This window comes from uncultured Amphritea sp., assembly GCF_937127095.1.
Classification (GTDB): Bacteria; Pseudomonadota; Gammaproteobacteria; order Pseudomonadales; family Balneatricaceae; genus Amphritea.
On sequence record NZ_CAKZLP010000060.1, the window covers coordinates 122,304 to 141,250 of the forward strand.

18 protein-coding genes, 1 other RNA gene and 1 riboswitch are annotated in these 18,947 nt (G+C 51.1%); of the genes, 7 read left to right on the top strand and 12 right to left on the bottom strand.

Annotated features, from left to right (window positions below):
- The first annotated feature begins 16 nt into the window (after positions 1 to 16).
- Positions 17 to 1,576: a methyl-accepting chemotaxis protein gene (locus Q0499_RS15265; RefSeq protein WP_299200739.1), complete on the top strand. Its 1,560-nt coding sequence runs from the start codon at positions 17 to 19 to the stop codon at positions 1,574 to 1,576.
- Between the two features lie 77 nt (positions 1,577 to 1,653).
- On the opposite strand, the gene Q0499_RS15270 is transcribed toward Q0499_RS15265, so the two are convergent.
- Positions 1,654 to 2,949: a M18 family aminopeptidase gene (locus tag Q0499_RS15270; RefSeq protein ID WP_299200740.1), complete on the bottom strand. Its 1,296-nt coding sequence runs from the start codon at positions 2,947 to 2,949 to the stop codon at positions 1,654 to 1,656.
- Entirely contained in the window at positions 2,949 to 3,464 is a 516-nt protein-coding gene (locus Q0499_RS15275; RefSeq protein ID WP_299200742.1) for an FKBP-type peptidyl-prolyl cis-trans isomerase, read from the bottom strand. The genes Q0499_RS15270 and Q0499_RS15275 overlap by 1 nt, the downstream gene beginning before the upstream one ends.
- A gap of 176 nt (positions 3,465 to 3,640) precedes the next feature.
- Here Q0499_RS15275 and Q0499_RS15280 point away from each other — a divergent pair, with 176 nt between their 5' ends.
- Complete coding sequence (locus tag Q0499_RS15280) at positions 3,641 to 5,725, top strand: carboxy terminal-processing peptidase (RefSeq protein ID WP_299200744.1); 2,085 nt, start codon at positions 3,641 to 3,643, stop codon at positions 5,723 to 5,725.
- A 17-nt stretch (positions 5,726 to 5,742) separates the two neighbouring features.
- On the top strand, positions 5,743 to 6,513 hold the full coding sequence (locus tag Q0499_RS15285; protein WP_299200747.1) for a hypothetical protein: 771 nt from the start codon (positions 5,743 to 5,745) through the stop codon (positions 6,511 to 6,513).
- Positions 6,514 to 6,640: 127 nt separating this feature from the next.
- Here Q0499_RS15285 and Q0499_RS15290 read toward each other — a convergent pair whose 3' ends face one another.
- The 6 genes from Q0499_RS15290 to dnaX form a co-directional block, all read right to left on the bottom strand.
- A complete protein-coding gene (locus Q0499_RS15290; protein ID WP_299200749.1) occupies positions 6,641 to 7,081 on the bottom strand; it encodes a YcgN family cysteine cluster protein in 441 nt (146 codons plus the stop codon).
- Positions 7,081 to 7,371 (bottom strand): YcgL domain-containing protein, encoded by a 291-nt coding sequence (locus Q0499_RS15295; protein ID WP_299200752.1) that lies wholly within the window; start codon positions 7,369 to 7,371, stop codon positions 7,081 to 7,083. The genes Q0499_RS15290 and Q0499_RS15295 overlap by 1 nt, the downstream gene beginning before the upstream one ends.
- Positions 7,368 to 8,546 (bottom strand): ribonuclease D, encoded by a 1,179-nt coding sequence (gene rnd, locus Q0499_RS15300; RefSeq protein WP_299200754.1) that lies wholly within the window; start codon positions 8,544 to 8,546, stop codon positions 7,368 to 7,370. Before rnd ends, Q0499_RS15295 begins: the two co-directional genes overlap by 4 nt.
- Positions 8,547 to 8,553: 7 nt before the next feature.
- Positions 8,554 to 9,153, bottom strand: coding sequence for a recombination mediator RecR (gene recR, locus Q0499_RS15305; protein ID WP_299200756.1), 600 nt, complete (start codon positions 9,151 to 9,153; stop codon positions 8,554 to 8,556).
- 13 nt (positions 9,154 to 9,166) lie between these two features.
- The gene (locus tag Q0499_RS15310) at positions 9,167 to 9,493 is read right to left on the bottom strand and encodes a YbaB/EbfC family nucleoid-associated protein (protein ID WP_299200758.1); all 327 of its coding nucleotides are present in this window, start codon (positions 9,491 to 9,493) and stop codon (positions 9,167 to 9,169) included.
- A gap of 72 nt (positions 9,494 to 9,565) precedes the next feature.
- Positions 9,566 to 11,695, bottom strand: a complete 2,130-nt coding sequence (dnaX, locus tag Q0499_RS15315; protein WP_299200760.1) for a DNA polymerase III subunit gamma/tau — start codon at positions 11,693 to 11,695, stop codon at positions 9,566 to 9,568.
- A 216-nt stretch (positions 11,696 to 11,911) separates the two neighbouring features.
- On the opposite strand from dnaX, the gene Q0499_RS15320 reads away from it, so the two are divergent.
- Positions 11,912 to 12,094 (top strand): hypothetical protein, encoded by a 183-nt coding sequence (locus Q0499_RS15320; RefSeq protein WP_299200763.1) that lies wholly within the window; start codon positions 11,912 to 11,914, stop codon positions 12,092 to 12,094.
- Positions 12,095 to 12,190: 96 nt separating this feature from the next.
- Here Q0499_RS15320 and Q0499_RS15325 read toward each other — a convergent pair whose 3' ends face one another.
- The 4 genes from Q0499_RS15325 to Q0499_RS15340 all read right to left on the bottom strand — a co-directional run bounded on the left by Q0499_RS15325 (position 12,191) and on the right by Q0499_RS15340 (position 16,413).
- Positions 12,191 to 13,666 carry an HDOD domain-containing protein gene (locus Q0499_RS15325; protein WP_299200947.1) on the bottom strand — a complete coding sequence of 492 codons (1,476 nt, stop codon included), beginning with the start codon at positions 13,664 to 13,666 and terminating at the stop codon, positions 12,191 to 12,193.
- Positions 13,667 to 13,930: 264 nt separating this feature from the next.
- Positions 13,931 to 14,485, bottom strand: coding sequence for a porin family protein (locus Q0499_RS15330; RefSeq protein ID WP_299200765.1), 555 nt, complete (start codon positions 14,483 to 14,485; stop codon positions 13,931 to 13,933).
- Between the two features lie 421 nt (positions 14,486 to 14,906).
- Positions 14,907 to 15,003: signal recognition particle sRNA small type (gene ffs / locus Q0499_RS15335), an RNA gene on the bottom strand.
- A gap of 144 nt (positions 15,004 to 15,147) precedes the next feature.
- Positions 15,148 to 16,413, bottom strand: coding sequence for a DUF3422 domain-containing protein (locus tag Q0499_RS15340; protein WP_299200768.1), 1,266 nt, complete (start codon positions 16,411 to 16,413; stop codon positions 15,148 to 15,150).
- 157 nt (positions 16,414 to 16,570) lie between these two features.
- Between Q0499_RS15340 and Q0499_RS15345 the strand changes: the two genes are divergently transcribed.
- The 3 genes from Q0499_RS15345 to Q0499_RS15355 all read left to right on the top strand — a co-directional run bounded on the left by Q0499_RS15345 (position 16,571) and on the right by Q0499_RS15355 (position 18,905).
- Entirely contained in the window at positions 16,571 to 17,086 is a 516-nt protein-coding gene (locus Q0499_RS15345) for a TIGR02281 family clan AA aspartic protease (RefSeq protein WP_299200769.1), read from the top strand.
- 72 nt (positions 17,087 to 17,158) lie between these two features.
- A riboswitch (SAM-I-IV-variant riboswitch) is annotated at positions 17,159 to 17,285 on the top strand.
- Positions 17,286 to 17,326: 41 nt separating this feature from the next.
- Complete coding sequence (locus tag Q0499_RS15350) at positions 17,327 to 17,656, top strand: hypothetical protein (RefSeq protein WP_299200770.1); 330 nt, start codon at positions 17,327 to 17,329, stop codon at positions 17,654 to 17,656.
- Positions 17,657 to 17,876: 220 nt separating this feature from the next.
- Complete coding sequence (locus tag Q0499_RS15355) at positions 17,877 to 18,905, top strand: ion transporter (RefSeq protein WP_299200771.1); 1,029 nt, start codon at positions 17,877 to 17,879, stop codon at positions 18,903 to 18,905.
- The last annotated feature ends 42 nt before the right edge of the window (positions 18,906 to 18,947 follow it).

An 18,947-nucleotide genomic window follows, 5' to 3' on the forward strand; every position in this document is an offset into this window, starting at 1 on the left:
CCCTCGGGGAATGTATATGTCGAAGAGGCTTCTGACTGCTGCGGCAGCGGTGCTGTTTATCGGTGCATGGTGTTTTCTGGCTTATCGGATTAACGGTGCCACGTCAGACAATAAGGATATAGCAAGCGGGTTTCTGATCAGCTCGGTTGGGTGGGGGGTATCACTGCTGCTTTGCGCAGCGATCTGGTTCAGAGAGCGACACGGCCTTCGGGTCCAGCCTGCCGTGGCGGCTATGGTCGGGCGGCTGGTCAGAAGCGATCTGACACCAGATGCCGAACGCGAGGATCCGGTCGAAGATGAAACCGCGGCCGATCTGAGACAGGCTATCGACACGCTGAAGCATACCCTGACTCAGTTTTCCCATAACAGTGTTCTGCTGGCCCACTCCGCCCAGGGGCTTGACGCCAATCTGAACAATATTGACCGGGCCACGGATGAGATTGTCAATCAGCTGAACACTTCCGCTTCAGCCAGCGAGGAACTCTCGGCCGCGGCGGCCGAAGTGTCGATGAATTGCAAAAACGCAGAAGAAAACTCCTATGAAGCCAATGAAGTGGCGCTGCGGGGACAGACAATCATTCACCACACGATCGACACGATGCACAAAACCACCGAGATCGTTGTGGATTCGGCGGGGGTTATTCGTAGACTGGGCGAGCGTTCCGGCGAGATAGGCCAGATTGTCGATCTCATCAGTAACATCGCCTCCCAGACCAATCTTTTAGCCCTTAACGCCGCGATAGAAGCAGCCAGAGCCGGTGATCAGGGGCGAGGCTTCGCCGTGGTATCCAGTGAAGTCAGGGATTTAGCAGAGAAGACCTCTGAGGCGACCAACAAGATCCGCCTGACGGTTGAAACCATGCAGCAGGAGCTCAATGACGCCGTGACAATGATGGATCAGGGGGTGCTTATCACACAGAGCGGTACCGAGTCTGCGCAACAGTCCGAAACCGCCCTGAGCGATATATTGAGCCATATAGCCTCGCTGGTGAGTAAGATCGAACAGATCACCGAAGCGTCCAGGCAAACCACAGCAACAACGGCAGAGCTGTCCAGTAGCCTGCATCAGGTAGCCAGACTGATGGATGAAACCTCCAGCAACGTCAACCATAACGGCCAGATCGTAGCGAGGCTATCAGGGTCAGCCAAAGAGATGAAACACCTGATCGGTCAGTTTCGACTGGTGAGCAAGGCGGACGCCGAGGCGCTGGTGCATCGGGCTCACGATTACGCCCAGAAACATGGACGGGACAAGGCAATTACCGCCTTCAACGATCACGAAGATGATTTTGTGCAGGGCGAGCTCTACGTGCTGGTCCAGGATTTCAACGGCACTATGCTGGCCCATGGTGGCAATCCCGCGCTGGTCGGCAAGAATTTAGCCGAGGCCAGAGATGCCAGCGGTAAGCCGCTGTGTCCGCCATTGGTAGCGATTGCCCGGGAACAGGGCCAGGGCTGGTATAGCTACGCTTATCTGAATCCACACACCGGCAAAGATGAACCTAAGCACACTTTTGTCCGGCGATTCGGTAACGATTGTTATATCGCCTGTGGCATTTATCAGCCGGAAGCCTGACACTGAGTGGAGGCATATGACAGCGCATATCGCCTCCACATCAGTCATGCCTACTCAGCCAGCAGATATCGCAGGCTTTACACCTTCTCCTGACAATAGAAGCGACTGAGCACCTTCGCCAGACCGACCGGGTCATCGCTGCCTGCCAGTTCCCGAATCGAGTGCATCGCCAGTTGTGGCACCCCGATATCAACGGTTTTCACACCGAGATTGGCTGCGGTAATCGGGCCGATAGTGCTGCCACAGGCCATATCACTGCGCACCACAAAAGATTGCAGCGTCACATCTTCCTGTTGAGCAATATGACGGAACAGCGCAGCGGTTTCGCTATTGGAGGCGTAACGCTGGTTGGCATTAATCTTTATCACCGCACCGGCATTCATCCGCGGGCCATGATTACTATCATGCTTATCAGCGAAGTTTGGATGCACCGCATGAGCGTTATCCACCGATACCATCATTGAATTGGCGATCATCCGGTGACGGGACTCTGGATCAGGCAACAATCGTTCCAGCAGTTGCTTCAGCATCGGCCCCTGCGCTCCTGCAGCACTCATGCTGCCCACCTCTTCATGGTCATTACAGACCAGCAGCGTGTTCTGATCAGCGTTTGAATCGATCAATGCCTGCATGCCAATAAAACAGCTCAGTAGGTTATCCAGTCGGGCTGAGGCGAAAAACTCATTGTTCAGACCGATATAGGACGGTTTCTGCACATCATAGAAAAATAGCTCGTAATCGAGAATCTCAGCGACATCATCGATATGCTTCGCTAACAGCTCATTTTTCAGTATCTCACGCAGTTCCGCTTTGCCATCACCCTGCAGCTGCGCCATCACTGGCGGCATCTCGGTTTGTGGATTAACGTTGCGGCCCTGATTGACTTCGCGGTCCAGGTGAATCGCCAGACTCGGAATGATCGCAACCGGGCGCTCAAAGTTAACCAGTTCACTGCGCATAGCGCCATCGGTACTGACATAACTGACCCGCCCGGCCAGCGACAGATCCCGGTCAAACCAGGGGTTTAACAACGCCCCGCCATACACCTCTACACCGAGACGCAGACAACCCTGACTAACGCTTTCAGGATTCGGCTTAACCTTGAGACAGGGGCTGTCGGTGTGAGCTCCCACCATACGAAAACCGGTATTGGCAAGATTAGCGCTGGAGGCCAGTGTCCAGGCAATAATCGACGACTCATTGCGAACGATAAAGTAGCGCCCACCCGGCCAGACATTCCAGACATTCTGTTCTTCCAGTTCGATAAAACCGGCTTCCTGCAACCGTCCACGCATCTCATACACCGCATGAAACGGAGTCGGTGACGCCGCCAGAAAATCAAATAGTTGCTTATTAAACTCTTGTTTTTGCATTATTGATCAGCCTTTTCCTGAGGCAGGATTTCTAACAACTCAATTTCAAAAATCAGTGCTGAGTTTGCCGGTACCATACCGCCGGGACTTCTCGCACCATAGCCTAATTCGGAAGGCAGATAGATCTTCCAACGTGCCCCCGGAGACATTTGAAGCAGCGCCTCACGCCACCCTTTAATCACATCTCTGATGGGAAAAACGGGATTTTCCTCTGCACCAACAGAGCTTTCAAACTGCTCTCCGTTAACTGTCCAGCCAGTGTAACTTACCCGCACCCGGTTGAGTATACCCGGCTTAGGGCCATCTGCCGCCTGCAAAACCTCATACTGTAAACCAGAGTCGGTCACCTCTACGCCATCGCGTTTGGCATTGTCCTGCAGAAACTGAGCGCCTGCTTTTTTGGTATCATCATTCAGCGCTTTATCCAGCAACTCCTGATGAAACTGTTTCTCCTCCTCTGTTTCCCCACACCCACTGGTTATGGTGACTAACAGCGACAAAACCAAAATTCCCAAAACTCGTATAACCACAGTAGGTTTACCCGCTTCAATTAATAAATATGAGATAAGCCGTTGATTTTACATCAGCACGCGACAAGACTACACTCAGATTTTCTGAGTTACGGAACCAAGCTGGTCATTTGTCTGTCTCAGAGTCTATATGTAGTAGCAAAACAGGAACATACAGCTTGATGTATACACGTAACTTACGTCGATTGGTCGCCGCATCTTCTCTCGCATTAGGCCTGATGACCACACTGCCGGCAAGCGCACTGACACAGACTGTTTTGCAGCCGGATATGATTCACAGTCAGACAATCACCGATATTGTCACATCCCTCAATCAGGATCACTATAACAGTATCGTATTGAATGATGAGTTGTCAGGCAAAGTGCTCGATCAGTATCTGGAAAGCCTTGACCCCTCCAAAGCCTTTTTTTACCAGTCTGATATTGATGAGTTTCAGCAATACCGTTCGCAGATCGATGATGAGATCAGCCGCGGCGATCTCAGCGCTGCCTATGCTATCTTCAACCGCTACCAGCTGCGCACCCAGGAACGTCTGGAAAAGCTGATTGCAACCCTCGAAAGCCCGGACTTTAGCGTTAATTTTGATCGTGATGAAACCATCGAAACTGACCGCAAAGAGAGCGCATGGACCGGCAGTCAGGCGGAGATGGACGATTTCTGGCGCAAACGTCTGAAAAGCGCCCTACTGGGCCTGAAACTGGCTGATAAGCAGGTCGGTGATGCCAAAAAAACGCTCATAAAGCGCTATAAAAGCCAACTGAATCGGGCGTTGCAAACCAATAATGAAGATGTATTCCAGAGTTTTGCCAACGCGCTGACAATGCAGTTTGACCCCCATACGCAGTATTTTTCGCCCCGCCTGTCAGAAAACTTCAATATCAATATGAGCCTGTCGCTGGAAGGTATTGGCGCGGTGTTGCAGAGTGAAAATGACAATACCAAAGTGGTGCGTCTGGTGCCTGCCGGACCTGCAGATAAGGCTGGTCAGCTTAAACCCGCTGATCTGATAATCGGTGTAGGTCAGGGCGAAGATGGCGAGATTGAAGATGTGGTTGGCTGGCGTCTTGATGAAGTGGTTGCGCTGATTCGCGGCCCTAAAGACAGCATCGTCCGCCTTGATGTTGTACCCGCCGACGGCGATGGCACACAACATAAGATTATTAAGATAACCCGCAACAAGGTAAAACTTGAGGAGCAAGCGGCGCAAAGCAAGATCATTCAGGTTGAACACCTGGGCAAACCCTACAAACTGGGTGTGATCAGTATTCCTGCCTTTTATCTCGACTTTGCAGCACTGCAGCGCGGCGACAGCGATTATAAGAGCACCACCCGCGATACTGCAAAACTGATCGAGGGTCTCAAAGCGGAAGATGTCGACGGTCTGATTATCGACCTGCGCAACAACGGCGGCGGTTCACTGCGTGAAGCCAACGAACTGGTGGGCCTGTTTATCAGCCGCGGACCAACCGTTCAGATCAGAGACCCTCAGGGGCGGGTGAATATTCAGGGAGATGCTGACCCCCGGGTAGCCTATGACGGCCCGATGGCGGTGTTGGTTAACCGGCTCAGCGCTTCCGCATCCGAGATATTCGCCGGTGCGATTCAGGATTATCAGCGCGGTCTGATCGTGGGAAGCCAAACCTTCGGGAAAGGCACAGTGCAGACACTCTCACCCCTGCACCACGGCCAGATTAAGCTGACCCACGCTAAGTTCTACCGCATCTCCGGAGAAAGCACCCAACATAAAGGAGTCGTGCCGGATATCATGATGCCAACCCTGTATGACACCGAAGAGATCGGAGAGAGCTCTCTGAAAGGCGCACTCCCCTGGGATATGGTGCATGAGGTTCCGCATCAGCGCTATATCAACTTCAGCGCCATTCTACCGGAACTGAATAGCCGTCACATTGAGCGGACAAAATTCAACCCTGACTTTTTGTTTATGAATGCCCAGATTAAGCGGATGCATGAAAATAAGCAGGATAAAGAGCTGTCATTGAATGAAACCACGCTAAAGGCGGAGCGCGATAGTTCCGAGCAGTGGTTGCTGGATCAGGAGAATCAGCGCCGTACAGCCAAACAACAGCCAACGATTAAAGCATTGTCAGAACTGGAAGACCTGCTGGAAAAAGACGCTCAGGGTAAAATCATCAGCCCGGAACAGGAGGCTATCCTCACCGAAACGGGCAATGTGCTGCTTGATATGATCGAACTGACCCATAATTATATGGCTATCAAGAACTGAGTACAGGGATCGATTTAATGCAGTTAAGCAGACTGAAACTCGCGTTGCTGATTGGCGGGCCGTTATTGCTGATTATCTCCGCGGCGTCTGGTTATTTTATCTATACCACCATCAGCGAACAGCAGGCAGAAAATCGCAAAAAAGTTGAAAACTTTGGCGAACTGGTGATTCCACTAGATTCAACGGTGACAGATGCCGATATCCTGAATAACCTCGCGCCGACGATTGCCAAAGAGGATATGACGCCGACACAGCGGGTTATCACTACGCTGAAGGATGAACGGTTTAAACTGCTGAATGAAGCGGAGGTGATGCGTGAACAGATCACCACCCTGCAGGCACAAGTCACTGAACTGGAGCAGTATAAGCGCACCAACGAGCGCTATTCCCCGCATACCTTCGATGAGGAGGTCTCTACTATTCATACCCGAATGAGACAGCTGTTAGCCAGTCAGGAGGAGTCCAGGCGCTTTTCCAGTACTCAACTGAAAGGGATGGCAGCGGCCGCAACGCAAGAATACCGCCGCTATCTGACGATGCATAAACTGTTACTCGATCAGGATCAGATCGATAAAGTCGTGAACGTTCATCTGCCTGTGTATGCCTACTGTATAGGTGACGGCATGGATATCGCGGCGAATAATCGTACGGAAGAGCTGCTAGTGATTGAATATTTCAAAACCGAAAAAACGGAACTGATGGGCAGCCGGCTAAAGAGTGACCTCAAGGCAATTATTGAACCCTGCCAGGAATTGTTTGCCCAGCGCATGGAAGAGTTTAGCAAGTGATCCTGGTGAAATAAAAATCCTCACTGAAAAACGAAGTTTATATATCAAAGATAAAAAGGAGCGCCAGGCGCTCCTTTTTTGTCTTTATCGTTCTGATACATTAGCTCAGGCAATCGTTAACTGATGATTACTCGATCAGATAATCGAAATAGTCATCATCACTTTTGATCTTATCATCGGTGATCTCATACCAGTCCAACACCGAAGCACCCGCTTCTTTGACAGATTCCCGGCGACCACTGACTAGCGGATGCCATTCCAGCAGCTCTTTACCCTCGTGTATCAGGCGGTAGGCACAGCTGGGCGGCAACCAGTGAAACTCTTTGACATCTTCTGGCCGCAGTTTGACACACTGTGGCACCAGCGAGCAGCGCTCTTCATATTTGGTGCAATACAGCGTTTCCATATCCAGCAGATGACAGACGACACTGGTGTAATAAACCTCACCGGTATCTTCATCTTCCAGCTTGTGCAGACAGCAGAGCGAACAACCGTCACAAAGAGATTCCCATTCCGGTGGTGACATCTCCTGCAGCGACTTAGTGCGCCAGAAAACTTGGTCAGCCACTAGCGCACCCCGGTTTGTGGCCGGTCCTTAAACAGGTCAAGCAGATAATCATCTTTTGGCGGTGGCATCTGCAGGAAGTAGCCTTTTTCGCGGATATCTTCCAGCACCTTCGCCGCATCAACCCGGGATAGCTCTTTCTCCGGGGTCAGCAACATATCAAACACATGCACCGGCGCACCAAACATCTCTTTCAGCGCATCAGGCACCCGCTTCATTTTTTCCGTTTTATCGACGTAAAGGTACATCTCATCTTTCTTCGAACTGCGAAACACACTGCAAATCTTCTTCATAGACACTCTTGTACTTCCAGGCTCTGCAACTTTTCCAACAGCGCATCACCAATCACTGCTTTACGCCAGCCTGAGAGACTGGGCGGTAAGCTGAATTGCCCCTGATTTTCCGTTCTGATCAGGGCATCAAGATCTTTCTTACGTAACAATATCTCCGGCGCGATATTCAGCTCTTCAGCTTTTGTGCGCGCCATCGCTTTCAATACTTTGAGTGGTTTGTTCCACTTAAAACTCAACGGCCGGTGAATCGATGCAGGCGGCTTTGCTGCCGCAGACTGGGGTGCCGTTTTAAGGAAACCCAGTATCACCTCACCATCCTGCTTAACCTGCTGCATGCGGATATCTTCGACCCGGGACAACGCCTGCAGATCTTTTGGCCACTTATTAATGATGTCCAGCAACGCATGATTTCTCAGCACCCGGTTGCGGGGAACATCCCGTTGCCGACAGATCCGTTCGCGCCAGGCGGTCAGATCTCGCAGAGCGGCAATTTTTTCCGGAGACAATTTCCAGGCCTGGCTAAAACGCTGGTAATAGGTGACACCATCCGGATCGCTATCGGGGGTTATCGCCAGCAACAGAGCAGTCTCTTCCCGCGCCCATTCAGTCATGCCCCGCGCGTCAAGCTCGGCCATCTGTTGCTGACACAGCACCGGTAGATAAGCCACATCCAGAGCAGCATAGTGTTCCTGCGAGGGGGTTAGTGGACGCTGCAACCAGTCTGAGGTGGTTTCACCTTTATCCAGTTTAACCTCCAGCGCATGTTCTACCAGCCGCTGATAGCCCATCGAAAAACCCCAGCCGAGAAAACCCGCAGCCACCTGAGTATCAAAAAAGGGTACCGGCAGCTCGCCAAACATATAGAGGAACAGTTCCAGGTCTTCATTGCCCGCATGCAGTACTTTAAGCACCGAAGGGTTACGAAACAATTGCACCATGGGGGCATAGTTTTCGATCTTCAGGGGGTCGATCAGATAGCAACAGCGGTCATCCGCGACCTGAATTAAGCCGGGAACCGGGTAAAACGTATCCACCCGGATAAACTCGGTATCCAGCGCAATCAGCGGCAGTTCCTGCCACTCGCTGCAGTAACGGGCAAGCGTTTCGTCGTCAGTAATCCAGACCGGCTGTTCAGCAGCAGCTTCAAGCAACTGCCAGTTATACGCTTGTGTCATCTGTACCTCAGTTCATCGACCGGCGACCGGCCATTGCATGGGCGAGGGTTCCGCCATCGACATATTCAAGTTCGCCACCCACCGGCACACCGTGGGCAATGCGGGTCACCCGAATATCCAGGTGTTTAATCTGTTCGGCGATAAAGTGGGCAGTCGCCTCGCCTTCAACTGTCGGGTTGGTTGCCAGAATCATCTCTTTTACTGCGCCCGATTCCAGCCGTTTAAACAGTTGATCCAGCCCCAGGTCATCCGGGCCAACACCATCGATGGGCGACAGATGACCCATGAGGACAAAATAACCACCGTTAAACCCGCCGGTCTGCTCAATCGCGAGCATATCCACCGGCGACTCAAGCACACAGATCTGGCTGTCATCACGACTGCTATCAGCGCAGATCGAACAGAGTTCATTCTCTGACAGGGTTCGACAGCTGTTGCAGTGGCCGACCTTATCCGCCGCAACCGTCAGTGCTGCGGCCAGTGTGTTGGCGCCGCTACGATCTCTCTCAAGCATATGAAACGCCATCCGTTGAGCGGTTTTCGGCCCGACACCCGGCAGCACGCGAAACGCATCAATCAGATCCTGAATCAGGGGGCTAAATGACATAGTGTCAAACGCCTCAGAACGGCATATTAAAGCCCGGAGGCATAGCCATGCCGCCGGTTATTTTTGCCATTTTTTCCTGAGTGGTGCTTTCAACCTTACGCACCGCATCATTGATGGCGGCCGCGATCAGATCTTCGAGAATCTCTTTATCTTCCTGCATCAGACTGTCGTCGATAACCACACTGCGAACGTCGTGACGACCATTCATGACAATCTTCACCAGACCCGCACCGGACTCGCCATTAACCTCAGCTTTAGCGATCTCCTCCTGCGCTTTCTGCATATCGGCTTGCATCTTCTGGGCCTGTTTCATCAGGTTACCCATGCCACCTTTCATCATAATCTTTCTCGCCTCTGTTACATTACTGGCTTAGTTTTTTACTTAATACTCTGACGGACCAATCACACCACGCTAATCGATCGGCTGAACCGATTGCAGGTCAATGCTGGCGGAGAATCGCTCAATCACTGACTGCACAACCGGGTCATTCTGGATTGAACTGACAGCCTCGGCCAGACGCTCGGCCCGTTTCCGGTCGCGATACTGGCTGGGGGTCTCACGACCATAACTGCCTAAGGTGAATTCTACCTCAACCGGGGTATTAAAATAATGACCAATCGACTCACGAATACGGTCGATATGAATATCACTCAGCAGCGCTTTCTGCTCTTCGGTGTAATGAAAGCGCCAGCTATCCCCCACCGACTCCAACGAGGTGTTCGATGCGATACTGTAAGTCATACCGGTCAGGCCGATCAGCTCAACCAGCAACACCCACTGATCGGGGCTGAACTGAGCAATCGCGGTGCTGACCTCAGGCTCGGGTTCAACCACATCCGCGGGCTCTGATCCGGGCTGCACCGCCGCTGACACCGGGCTATTGAAAGCGACGGACGTTGCAGGGCTTTGGGGTGCAGAACTAACGATGCCCTCTGAGCTTTTTACTGGCTCAGGGCGGCTTATCGGCTCAGGGCTATATTCCCGCTCAGGGCTGTTTTCTCGCTCAGGGCTGTTTATCGGCTCAGGGCTGTACGCAGCAGCACCGCTCGGTTGGGCCGTGTGTTGTGGCTCAGGAGAGGGACTGTCTTCCCAGGGCAGATCAACGACGGGCCGGGCCGTATGGCTGGTTACAGCAGAGGGCCCCGCAGCGACCGACGGTACAGAATCAGTGTCAGACTTTTTTCCCGGCAGATCCTCATAACCACCCTGCAGATAGGATTCATCATAATCCGGTGGCGACTCCTGCGGTTCCATGTGAGGATCTGAATCGGAAGCCGACGGCATAACAGGCGCTTGTTCAGCGGCATCCTGTTGTATGGGAGTACTGGGAGTACTGGGAGTATCATCGGTACGGTTTGTGACAACCGCTTCAGCAGCACTGCTTGCTGCAACAGACACTGCGGGTGACGTCACGGCTGCGACAGCCGCCGGCTCACTTAATCCCCGCTGACTCATTGATACCGGCCGAAACGCCAGCATCCGCATCAGCGTCATCTCCAACCCTTCCCGGGCATCCGGGACAAAGGGCAGATCTTTACGCCCCATCAGGGCGGTCTGATAAAACAACTGCACATCTTCTGCGGTAAGCTTACCGGCCAGATCCAGCACCAGTTCCCGGTCACCCAGACCGTTATCCACAGCCTCCGGTACAATCTGCGCCAGCGCGATGCGGTGCATCAGGCTGATCAGATCACCGAGCACTGCATTGTAATCGGGTGAGTAGCGTGACAGTTCATCCACCGTTGTCAGCAAGCCTTTGGCATCATGGGCCGCAAGACTGTCCACCAACAGATAAACCAGGCGCTGATCAATCGTTCCCAGCATCGCCCGGACATCGGCCTCAACCACAGACCCGGCACCAAAGGCGATCGCCTGGTCAGTCAGACTCAGCGCATCACGCATCGAACCATCAGCCGAACGGGCTAACAGCCATAATGCAGGTTCTTCGTAAGGGATATTCTCCGCCGTCAGCACCCGACACAGATGCTCAACAATCCGCTCCGGAATCATATTCTTCAGATTAAACTGCAGACAGCGGGACAAAATTGTCACCGGCAGTTTCTGCGGATCAGTGGTCGCCAGCAGAAACTTAACGTGGGGTGGCGGCTCTTCCAGTGTTTTCAGCAGCGCATTGAAGGAGTGCGTAGACAGCATATGCACCTCGTCGATGAGGTACACTTTAAAACGACCATGGGTCGGCGCGTACTGGACATTTTCCATCAGCTCGCGGGTGTCTTCCACCTTGGTCCGGGACGCCGCATCCACTTCGATGAGATCGACAAACCGGCCTTCACTGATCTCCCGACATGCGGAACATTCACCACAGGGATTGGAAGACACGCCAACCTCACAGTTGAGTGACTTGGCAAACAATCGGGCTATAGAGGTTTTACCGACACCCCGGGTGCCGGTAAACAGGTAAGCATGGTGCAGCCGGTCATCATCCAGTGCATTTACCAGAGCCTTGAGCACATGCTCCTGCCCGACCATTTCCTGAAATTTTGCGGGACGCCATTTACGCGCCAGTACCTGATAACTCATCGCTGCAAATCTATATGAGAGGGGTGTTTATTCATGGCTTCCAATGCTAACGGTAACCGTCTGATATCGCCAGCTAAACCGGCTATTAAGTGGCAACTAAATTGCGATTTATCACGTGATTCAGGTTTTGCATGAAAACTGTTCTTTCGCTAACTCTCAATAAATAGTCTAACTTACATGAACAACAACAATCTTCTAACCTGCGAGGAAATGAAGATGCAAAAAGCAAACAGTGCAAACGAGTATGCGATACGACGCCACCGCTTAATCGAACAACAAGAGATTATCCGTTTTCAGGATCCCCACTGCCCGGTCAGCATTATTAGCGAGGAATATCTCTGCTGGATAGCCAGTGAAGAGGTAATTTCTCTCGAAGGTGGTGATTCCGCTTCCCATTAACGTTCGACTCAATCCATCACTTAAATACAAAACGCCGGGATAACTTCAACGTCATAACCCGGCGTTTTTTTTATCAGCAACACGCCTGCTGATATTTTATCGCTCAGTGTTTTTAAGAATCACCGATAAACAGATATTGGTCTGCTGAGCAAACAGGGTAAACGCCATAAAATCATCTTCACTCAGTTGCCGCGGGCAAGCATTACCAGCTGGGTCATTGCGATCGGCATAAAACAGTCCGACACAGTATTTTCCCCAGATAATCGGCGCAATAAAAAAGCCATCGCTGCTGACTAACTGCCGTAATGAGCTATCCAGATAGGCCCGCCACTTTGGCACATTCAGATTATCCACCCAGACCGGCTGGCGGCTATTGAGCACATGGGTAAAAATATTCGCAGAGCCGCCAAGACTAACGACAAACTCTCGCTTAACCTGATTAAAGTCGGGGGCTGATATAAATCGGGGCATCAGGCAGCCACGCTCCCGTGATTTAAGAAAAACGATAGTCCGACGCATCCGAATACCCCGGTGAATCCCCTCCAGAGCGGTCTGCACAATCAAATTAAAATCCGCATGTTCATCGGGCAGGAAAGCCATTTCACGCAGAATTCGCAGTTGCAGTGTCTGATCACTCATCTCCTCGGCCAGCGGATGTTCGGTATTCGCTGCCGGGCTGATCAGATCATGACTAATATAGCGGGTTAATACTCCGGCACCGTAGGAACGCAGCAACTCAACGGTTGCCTCAGAGCACTCTTCAAGGCCACTCAGCAGATCCCACGTATCCCGCTTAGTAATTTCAGCCGCCTCCGCCAGCTCCTTTTCCAGTTCATTACGACTATGCGTTGGGTTTGCCAGCGTTGCACTTAAACGGACGGCAAGATTCACCGAGCGCAGTTCCGGCGTGCGCAGCTCAGGCTCCTCCAGCGAGCTGATCAGCACATTGCCCATATTCCAGGAACTCGCCAGCCCCAGGCTCATATTTTCAAAGGTTGTCCCCAGCGCCTGCCTGACAATAAAATCGACCTCTTCAGCCCGAACCGCCTGCTTTTGCCTTAACTGCTTATCCAGCTCGACGGTGACCGGACCGCCCATACTCCAGAAAGCACTCTCGCCAAAACGATTCAACAAGGCAGCAATAAAAGTCTCTTCCTGCACATCTTCTTCATAATCCCGCATCATCATCTTTGCAATCATCCCCGCATGAAACGACTGCGCCATCAGTTTCAGCAAGCGCTCATACACGGCGGGCGTCAGCTTTCTGTTTTTCAGCAGACTGTTGAGCATTTTAGCGGTGATACAGATATTTTTTATGCGAGTCAGCCCCAGAACCACAGACGCCCGGCTGACGGTCGTAACGGGATTATGCAGCATATAACCAGCGCTGTTCGCTACTTTGAGAATCGCGGTAGTCAGCGCGTGATCATGCAAAACCGCCTGACCCAGCCGGGTCAGTGAGGAGGTATCATCTTTGGAGATCTTCTCGATCTCACGGATAGTCGAACACAAAGCGGGCAATTCATGCTCACTGATTCTTTCAATCCACGCGTGTGTTCCATGAGGCACCATAGTCACTAACCTCTTATCCTGCCTCTGATTTAACTCCACTTAGTTTAAAGCAAGAACGCTCAGAATGGGCTGAGAAGGTGTGATTTTGAGTAATGGGCAACGAGGTAGGTCCAGCAGTTTAAAGTAAATCCGTTAACATAACGCTAGAGTAACAGACCCAAAAAACATTCTATAAAGGCCCGGAAGGGAAAGAGTGACATAAACCATATTAGATTGTAGAAAGCACTCATCATCAGCAGATGAAGAGTGCTTTATTCAATAAACTCAGAAGTTTATCGACAGACCCGCAGAAATCATATCAACATCGGTACCGCCGATATCGAAGCGCTCCATCTCTGCGCGAATCGAAACGGTTTCCATGTTATAGGCAGCACCAATTCCGTAAGTAATATCAGTACCATCATCTCCGCTTGAATAGCCTACATTGGAAGAGAGGTCATTACTCCAATGAAACATACCGACTTTTGCAAACAGATCCACTTGTTCTGACACAGGAAAAAGGCCCACTGCAGATAAACCATAGCCATCGACGGCTGAATTTATGCCAATAGAACCATTCCATAGCTCCAGATCTCCAAGATCAGCATAGAAGGCTTCTACCGCAATGTTTTTGTTATAACGATATCCGCCAAAAACTTTAAAACCCTGATCACTATCATCTTCCACAGAGACACCAATACTACTCAGGTCTGCTCGTTCTGAACTTGATATATTAAATTCAGTGCGCCCAAATGAACCGCCAATATAACCGTCTGCAGCACTGGCAAGAGCAGGCGTCAGAGCTGCAATAATGCCTAAAGATAAAAGTGCTTTTTTCATGTGTCTATTCCCTATAGATGGTTTAAAAAATCCAGCCTACGATACAACGCTGCGACATCTTTGATATAAGAATTTTTCCTATTTTCCTTTTCTGTCAGTAATCACTAACTAATAGTTCTGCCAGGTAAAGCAAAAACAACGCAACACTAGATTATTAAGGTTTTCAGGCGTCAACAATCAACATGCTACACAGGCAAGGTTTAACGGAAACACGAAAGACAATCTGCGAATTGGCAGATAGATAAAATTGGTAAAGATGAGGTGGTATTGGGTGGTAGCCCCACCAGCCACATCCCGGCACACGAATCCACCGGCTTGTAGAGGTAAGTCTGCTCACTTCTGGGACAGAGATCGTTCAGCAAATAAAGACAACCGCCAAAAAATGTGCAGTTAAGTTTAAAATATGGGGATTGGGTGGTAGCTCCACCAGCCACATCCCGGCACACGAATCCACCGCTGTGGCTGCTCCCTTCCAGGCCTGACCAGGTTCACGGTTTATCGTTGCGGGAGGACCAATGGAGCCACCATAACGTGACCAATTAAGGTCGTCTCGAACGAGACAGGCGCGCAGTATAACAGCCTGCCCGGCAGATGCAAACAGGATTGCAGGCCAGACTGAAAACTCCCGCTACTGCCTGAAAAAAATGTATAAAAAACAAACATTAATCATCTGATTTAAACTCTTTGGTGATGCGCCGCACATACCACCAGACCAGCAGCACCACCACCGGCAGTGAGTAACTCAGCCAGTGGATCGCCATATCCTGAGGTTCACCGGAGGTCAGATGACGGATGGTGCGTTCCACCAGGTCAAAGACATAGTAGGTCACAACAATGATTGAGAAGGTTTCCAGTTTGGCCTGCAGGGTCAGCTGTCGCCTAGTACGTTTGTTCATGGAACTGAGCAGACCATGGATCTTCTGTTCAGTGGACAGGTCAACGCGGGAGCGCAGCAGATTACTGGCCCTGGCGATTCGCTGAGACAGCCGTTCGAGTCGCTGTGCTGCCGCACGCCAGGTGCGCATCGCCGGATCTACGCGACGTTCGATGAACTGTTCCAGGGTTTGCAACCCCTCGATACGCACCTCTTCCAGTTCAGAAATGCGCATCCGCACCAATGCGTAATAAGCATCCGATGCGGAAAAACGATTGACGGTATCTGCTGATATCTCTTCCGCCTGGGCTGACAATGCCATCAGGGCATCCAGCGTTTCCGACTCATCACCTTTATCAAGTTCGCTCAACTTAAAGGTGATTGCCGCGAGCTCCCGGTCCAGCTGAGAAACCTGTTTCATCGTTTGTCTGGCGGGCTCTAACGCCAACAACGCCACTGCCCTGTAGGTGTCGATCTCACAGAGTCGCTGTAGCAGTCGCCCACATTGATAACCATGCAGATGGATATTCTTCACCAGAATCCGGTCAAGAAAGAACTCCCCCTCTGCTCGAAAATCAGTCCACACGCGGGCGGCACCCCGCATAACACTTGAACCGATCACCTGATGATTGCGAAATATATCATCAACTGCCACCTCATCAGCCTGATCAGAGGATTGCTGCACCTGAATCTGAACCCCGGTCACCAGTTCACCAGGAAGCTGATCACTCCAGTTTTCCGGCAACCCCGGCAGGGTTTGATGCCAGCCACTATCAAGCTGGTTGTGGTATAGAGTGAGGGTATAAAACTCGGTATGCGCTTCCCAGCGCAGTGCCAGAGAATCAAGTTGCTGGTAACAGAAGCTGGCTTCCGGCTCCATCGCCTGACCGCCACACTGGAGGAAAAACTGTGAAATCTCTTCACGCACCCCGGCGATGCTTTTATCACCCAGCATCAATGCAAAGTGGAGTACTTTTACTGGCGCACTCAGCTGTTGAAACGGCCGGGCATGAACTTCATCAGCAATCATCTGGCGTTGGGAATGAAACTGCACCTATGTACTCTCCATTGTATAATTCTGACCTACCCATACTTGCAGCAATAAGCTACAAAGGGTATTTCTATGATGTCGATGATGCTGAGAGCTAAAAGCTGACAAAACAGCAAGCATAAGACTAAAGTCTATCTTATTTGTAATATACAGGAGCATTATGCAACAGGATAGCAGCCGGCGCTTTATTGCCCGACTCTTTACCCACCTCACCTGGATTATCATCCTGGGCCTGTTTTATCTGCTCTTCCAGGACCGACTGCTACAACAAAATGATCCTAACCACGATCTGAGGGTAACGCAAAACGGTCAATCGGTGGTGTTACAGCGCAATCGTCAGGGCCATTATATTGCCCCCGGTACCATTAACGGCCAGCCGGTGCGTTTTCTCCTCGATACCGGCGCGACTGATATCAGTATTCCTGGCGCACTAGCCAAAGCGCTGGGGCTGACACCTGGCAGAGCGTCTTATGCCAGCACCGCGAATGGCACGATCAAAGTCTATGATACCCGGCTGAACTCGGTGGCACTGGGGGGTTTGTCCCGGGCTGATGTATCGGCGCATATTAACCCTCATATGCAGGGAGACACCGTATTACTGGGCATGAGCTTTCTGCAACACCTGGAACTGATTCAACGAGGCGATACACTGACGCTGAATAGCGGTTCCCGTTAAAGACAGCCCCTAATCCCGTCGCTGGCGGTTGCGTCCCACCTCACGTTATCTTATTATTGCTCCCTGAAGAGTTTTTAACATCAAGAGAAGGGCTGACGTCCTCGCCAACCTGCCTGCCTGGGCAAGGTGGTTGTTTTGCAAACGCTGTAACAAAGGCGGCAAAACGATGTGGTCATTACCGACAAAAATCAGGTAACCCCCACGCACAACGTCAGCTCTCATGAAAATGGGAGCAGATCCATGTTTGAAGCACATATCTATGCAGAATCCAGCCATACTGAAACCGCTCAGGGCAACCGTTCTGTAAAACTCAATACTCCGGCCAGCTGCTGGCATACTCTCTACCAGTGTAATGTTCGTTACTGGGTTACCTCCGGTAAACGTCAGTCCCGGGACCAGCTGTTTCTCTATGTTGAGTTTCGCCACCGGGATAACAGCCACAATTACAAACTGATAGAGCTGCCGGGCACTCATATCAGCATAGATCAGGTTCAGGAGATTATTTGTCGCTCCCCATTAGGTTTGCAGCTCGACCCGTTGAAAACCGAACAGTGGTGTCAATCGTTCTAAGCTCTGTCTTAAACCAACCTTTCGAGCTCTGTCTCAGCATCAATACGACTGCCGTATTGAAACTGAAACAGGGCTATATTTTTCTCCCCCCTATCTAGCGAAAAACCGGCTTAAATCACTAAAAAGCACACAATCTTTTTATCTCGTGGATTAAACACTTTAAAATCAAACCCTTTTGCCGATATTATGGCTCATTAACCTTACAGTCATCAGGTTTTACATGATCTCCAGACGTAAACTGATTTACGAGATTCTCGATATCGGCAATAAGCAGCACAGCCTGGGAAAAGCGATAGATATCTTGCTGATAGTGCTGATATCGCTAAATGTACTGTTTGTGATGCTGGAAACACTGCCATCCATCAACGCCGAGCAACGTCGCTGGTTTTACGGCTTTGAGGTGTTCTCGGTGATCATCTTTACGATAGAGTATGTGGCGCGGGTATGGAGTTGCGTTGAGGACGGGGAAAGTAATCACAAGCACCCATTCTGGGGCAGGCTGCGTTATATGCTTACCCCACTGGCGCTGATCGACCTGATTGTCATTCTGCCATTTTATCTGAGTATGATGCTGGTTGTAGACCTTCGCTTTATGCGGGTTCTGCGACTGCTTCGGGTATTTAAACTAACCCGTTATTCCTCCTCAATGTCATTGTTGTTACAGGTGCTACAACGGGAAGCCCGGTCCATCGGTGCGGCACTTTTTGTACTGTTTATGCTCATCATCATGGCATCCAGTCTGATCTATTATGCTGAACATCGTGCCCAGCCTGAGTTTTTCGGCAGTATACCCGCCTCTATGTGGTGGGCCATAGTCACCATGACAACGGTTGGTTATGGCGATGTCATCCCGGTCACGGTGATGGGTAAGGTAATGGCTTCCATTATCAGCATCATGAGCCTGGGTATTGTCGCCCTGCCCGCCGGTTTACTCGCATCAGGGTTTAGTGAAGCGATCAGAGAGCGCCGCCATACCTATGAGAAGATGGTTAATATGGCTATCCAGGATGGAGAGCTCGATGCAATAGAACAAAAAGCGCTGAATCACATGCGTGAAGCGCTGGGCATTAGCAAAGAGGATGCCGCACATATTCTGCATGCGAATCTTGACCGGAAGATGGAACAGGAGGTCGAACAGGATCTGAGCCAGTTACGCCAGGAGATCGATGCGGTACTACATGACCGCTGCCCCCACTGCAATCACAACATTAAATGGCTCGAACGACGCAGTAACAGAGATGATGGATAACGGAGGCCACGCCTCCGTTTTTGCCAGCGGTTCGACTGACCA

Excerpts from the sequence above, each read along its gene's own strand:
- recR (WP_299200756.1), bottom strand. The coding sequence starts at position 9,153 with ATGTCATTTAGCCCCCTGATTCAGGATCTGATTGATGCGTTTCGCGTG.
- Q0499_RS15355 (WP_299200771.1), top strand. The coding sequence starts at position 17,877 with ATGATCTCCAGACGTAAACTGATTTACGAGATTCTCGATATCGGCAAT.
- Q0499_RS15320 (WP_299200763.1), top strand. The coding sequence starts at position 11,912 with ATGCAAAAAGCAAACAGTGCAAACGAGTATGCGATACGACGCCACCGC.
- Q0499_RS15330 (WP_299200765.1), bottom strand. The coding sequence starts at position 14,485 with ATGAAAAAAGCACTTTTATCTTTAGGCATTATTGCAGCTCTGACGCCT.
- Q0499_RS15285 (WP_299200747.1), top strand. The coding sequence starts at position 5,743 with ATGCAGTTAAGCAGACTGAAACTCGCGTTGCTGATTGGCGGGCCGTTA.
- Q0499_RS15265 (WP_299200739.1), top strand. The coding sequence starts at position 17 with ATGTCGAAGAGGCTTCTGACTGCTGCGGCAGCGGTGCTGTTTATCGGT.
- Q0499_RS15295 (WP_299200752.1), bottom strand. The coding sequence starts at position 7,371 with ATGAAGAAGATTTGCAGTGTGTTTCGCAGTTCGAAGAAAGATGAGATG.
- Q0499_RS15280 (WP_299200744.1), top strand. The coding sequence starts at position 3,641 with ATGTATACACGTAACTTACGTCGATTGGTCGCCGCATCTTCTCTCGCA.
- rnd (WP_299200754.1), bottom strand. The coding sequence starts at position 8,546 with ATGACACAAGCGTATAACTGGCAGTTGCTTGAAGCTGCTGCTGAACAG.
- Q0499_RS15325 (WP_299200947.1), bottom strand. The coding sequence starts at position 13,666 with ATGGTGCCTCATGGAACACACGCGTGGATTGAAAGAATCAGTGAGCAT.
- Q0499_RS15270 (WP_299200740.1), bottom strand. The coding sequence starts at position 2,949 with ATGCAAAAACAAGAGTTTAATAAGCAACTATTTGATTTTCTGGCGGCG.
- dnaX (WP_299200760.1), bottom strand. The coding sequence starts at position 11,695 with ATGAGTTATCAGGTACTGGCGCGTAAATGGCGTCCCGCAAAATTTCAG.
- Q0499_RS15350 (WP_299200770.1), top strand. The coding sequence starts at position 17,327 with ATGTTTGAAGCACATATCTATGCAGAATCCAGCCATACTGAAACCGCT.
- Q0499_RS15345 (WP_299200769.1), top strand. The coding sequence starts at position 16,571 with ATGCAACAGGATAGCAGCCGGCGCTTTATTGCCCGACTCTTTACCCAC.
- Q0499_RS15310 (WP_299200758.1), bottom strand. The coding sequence starts at position 9,493 with ATGATGAAAGGTGGCATGGGTAACCTGATGAAACAGGCCCAGAAGATG.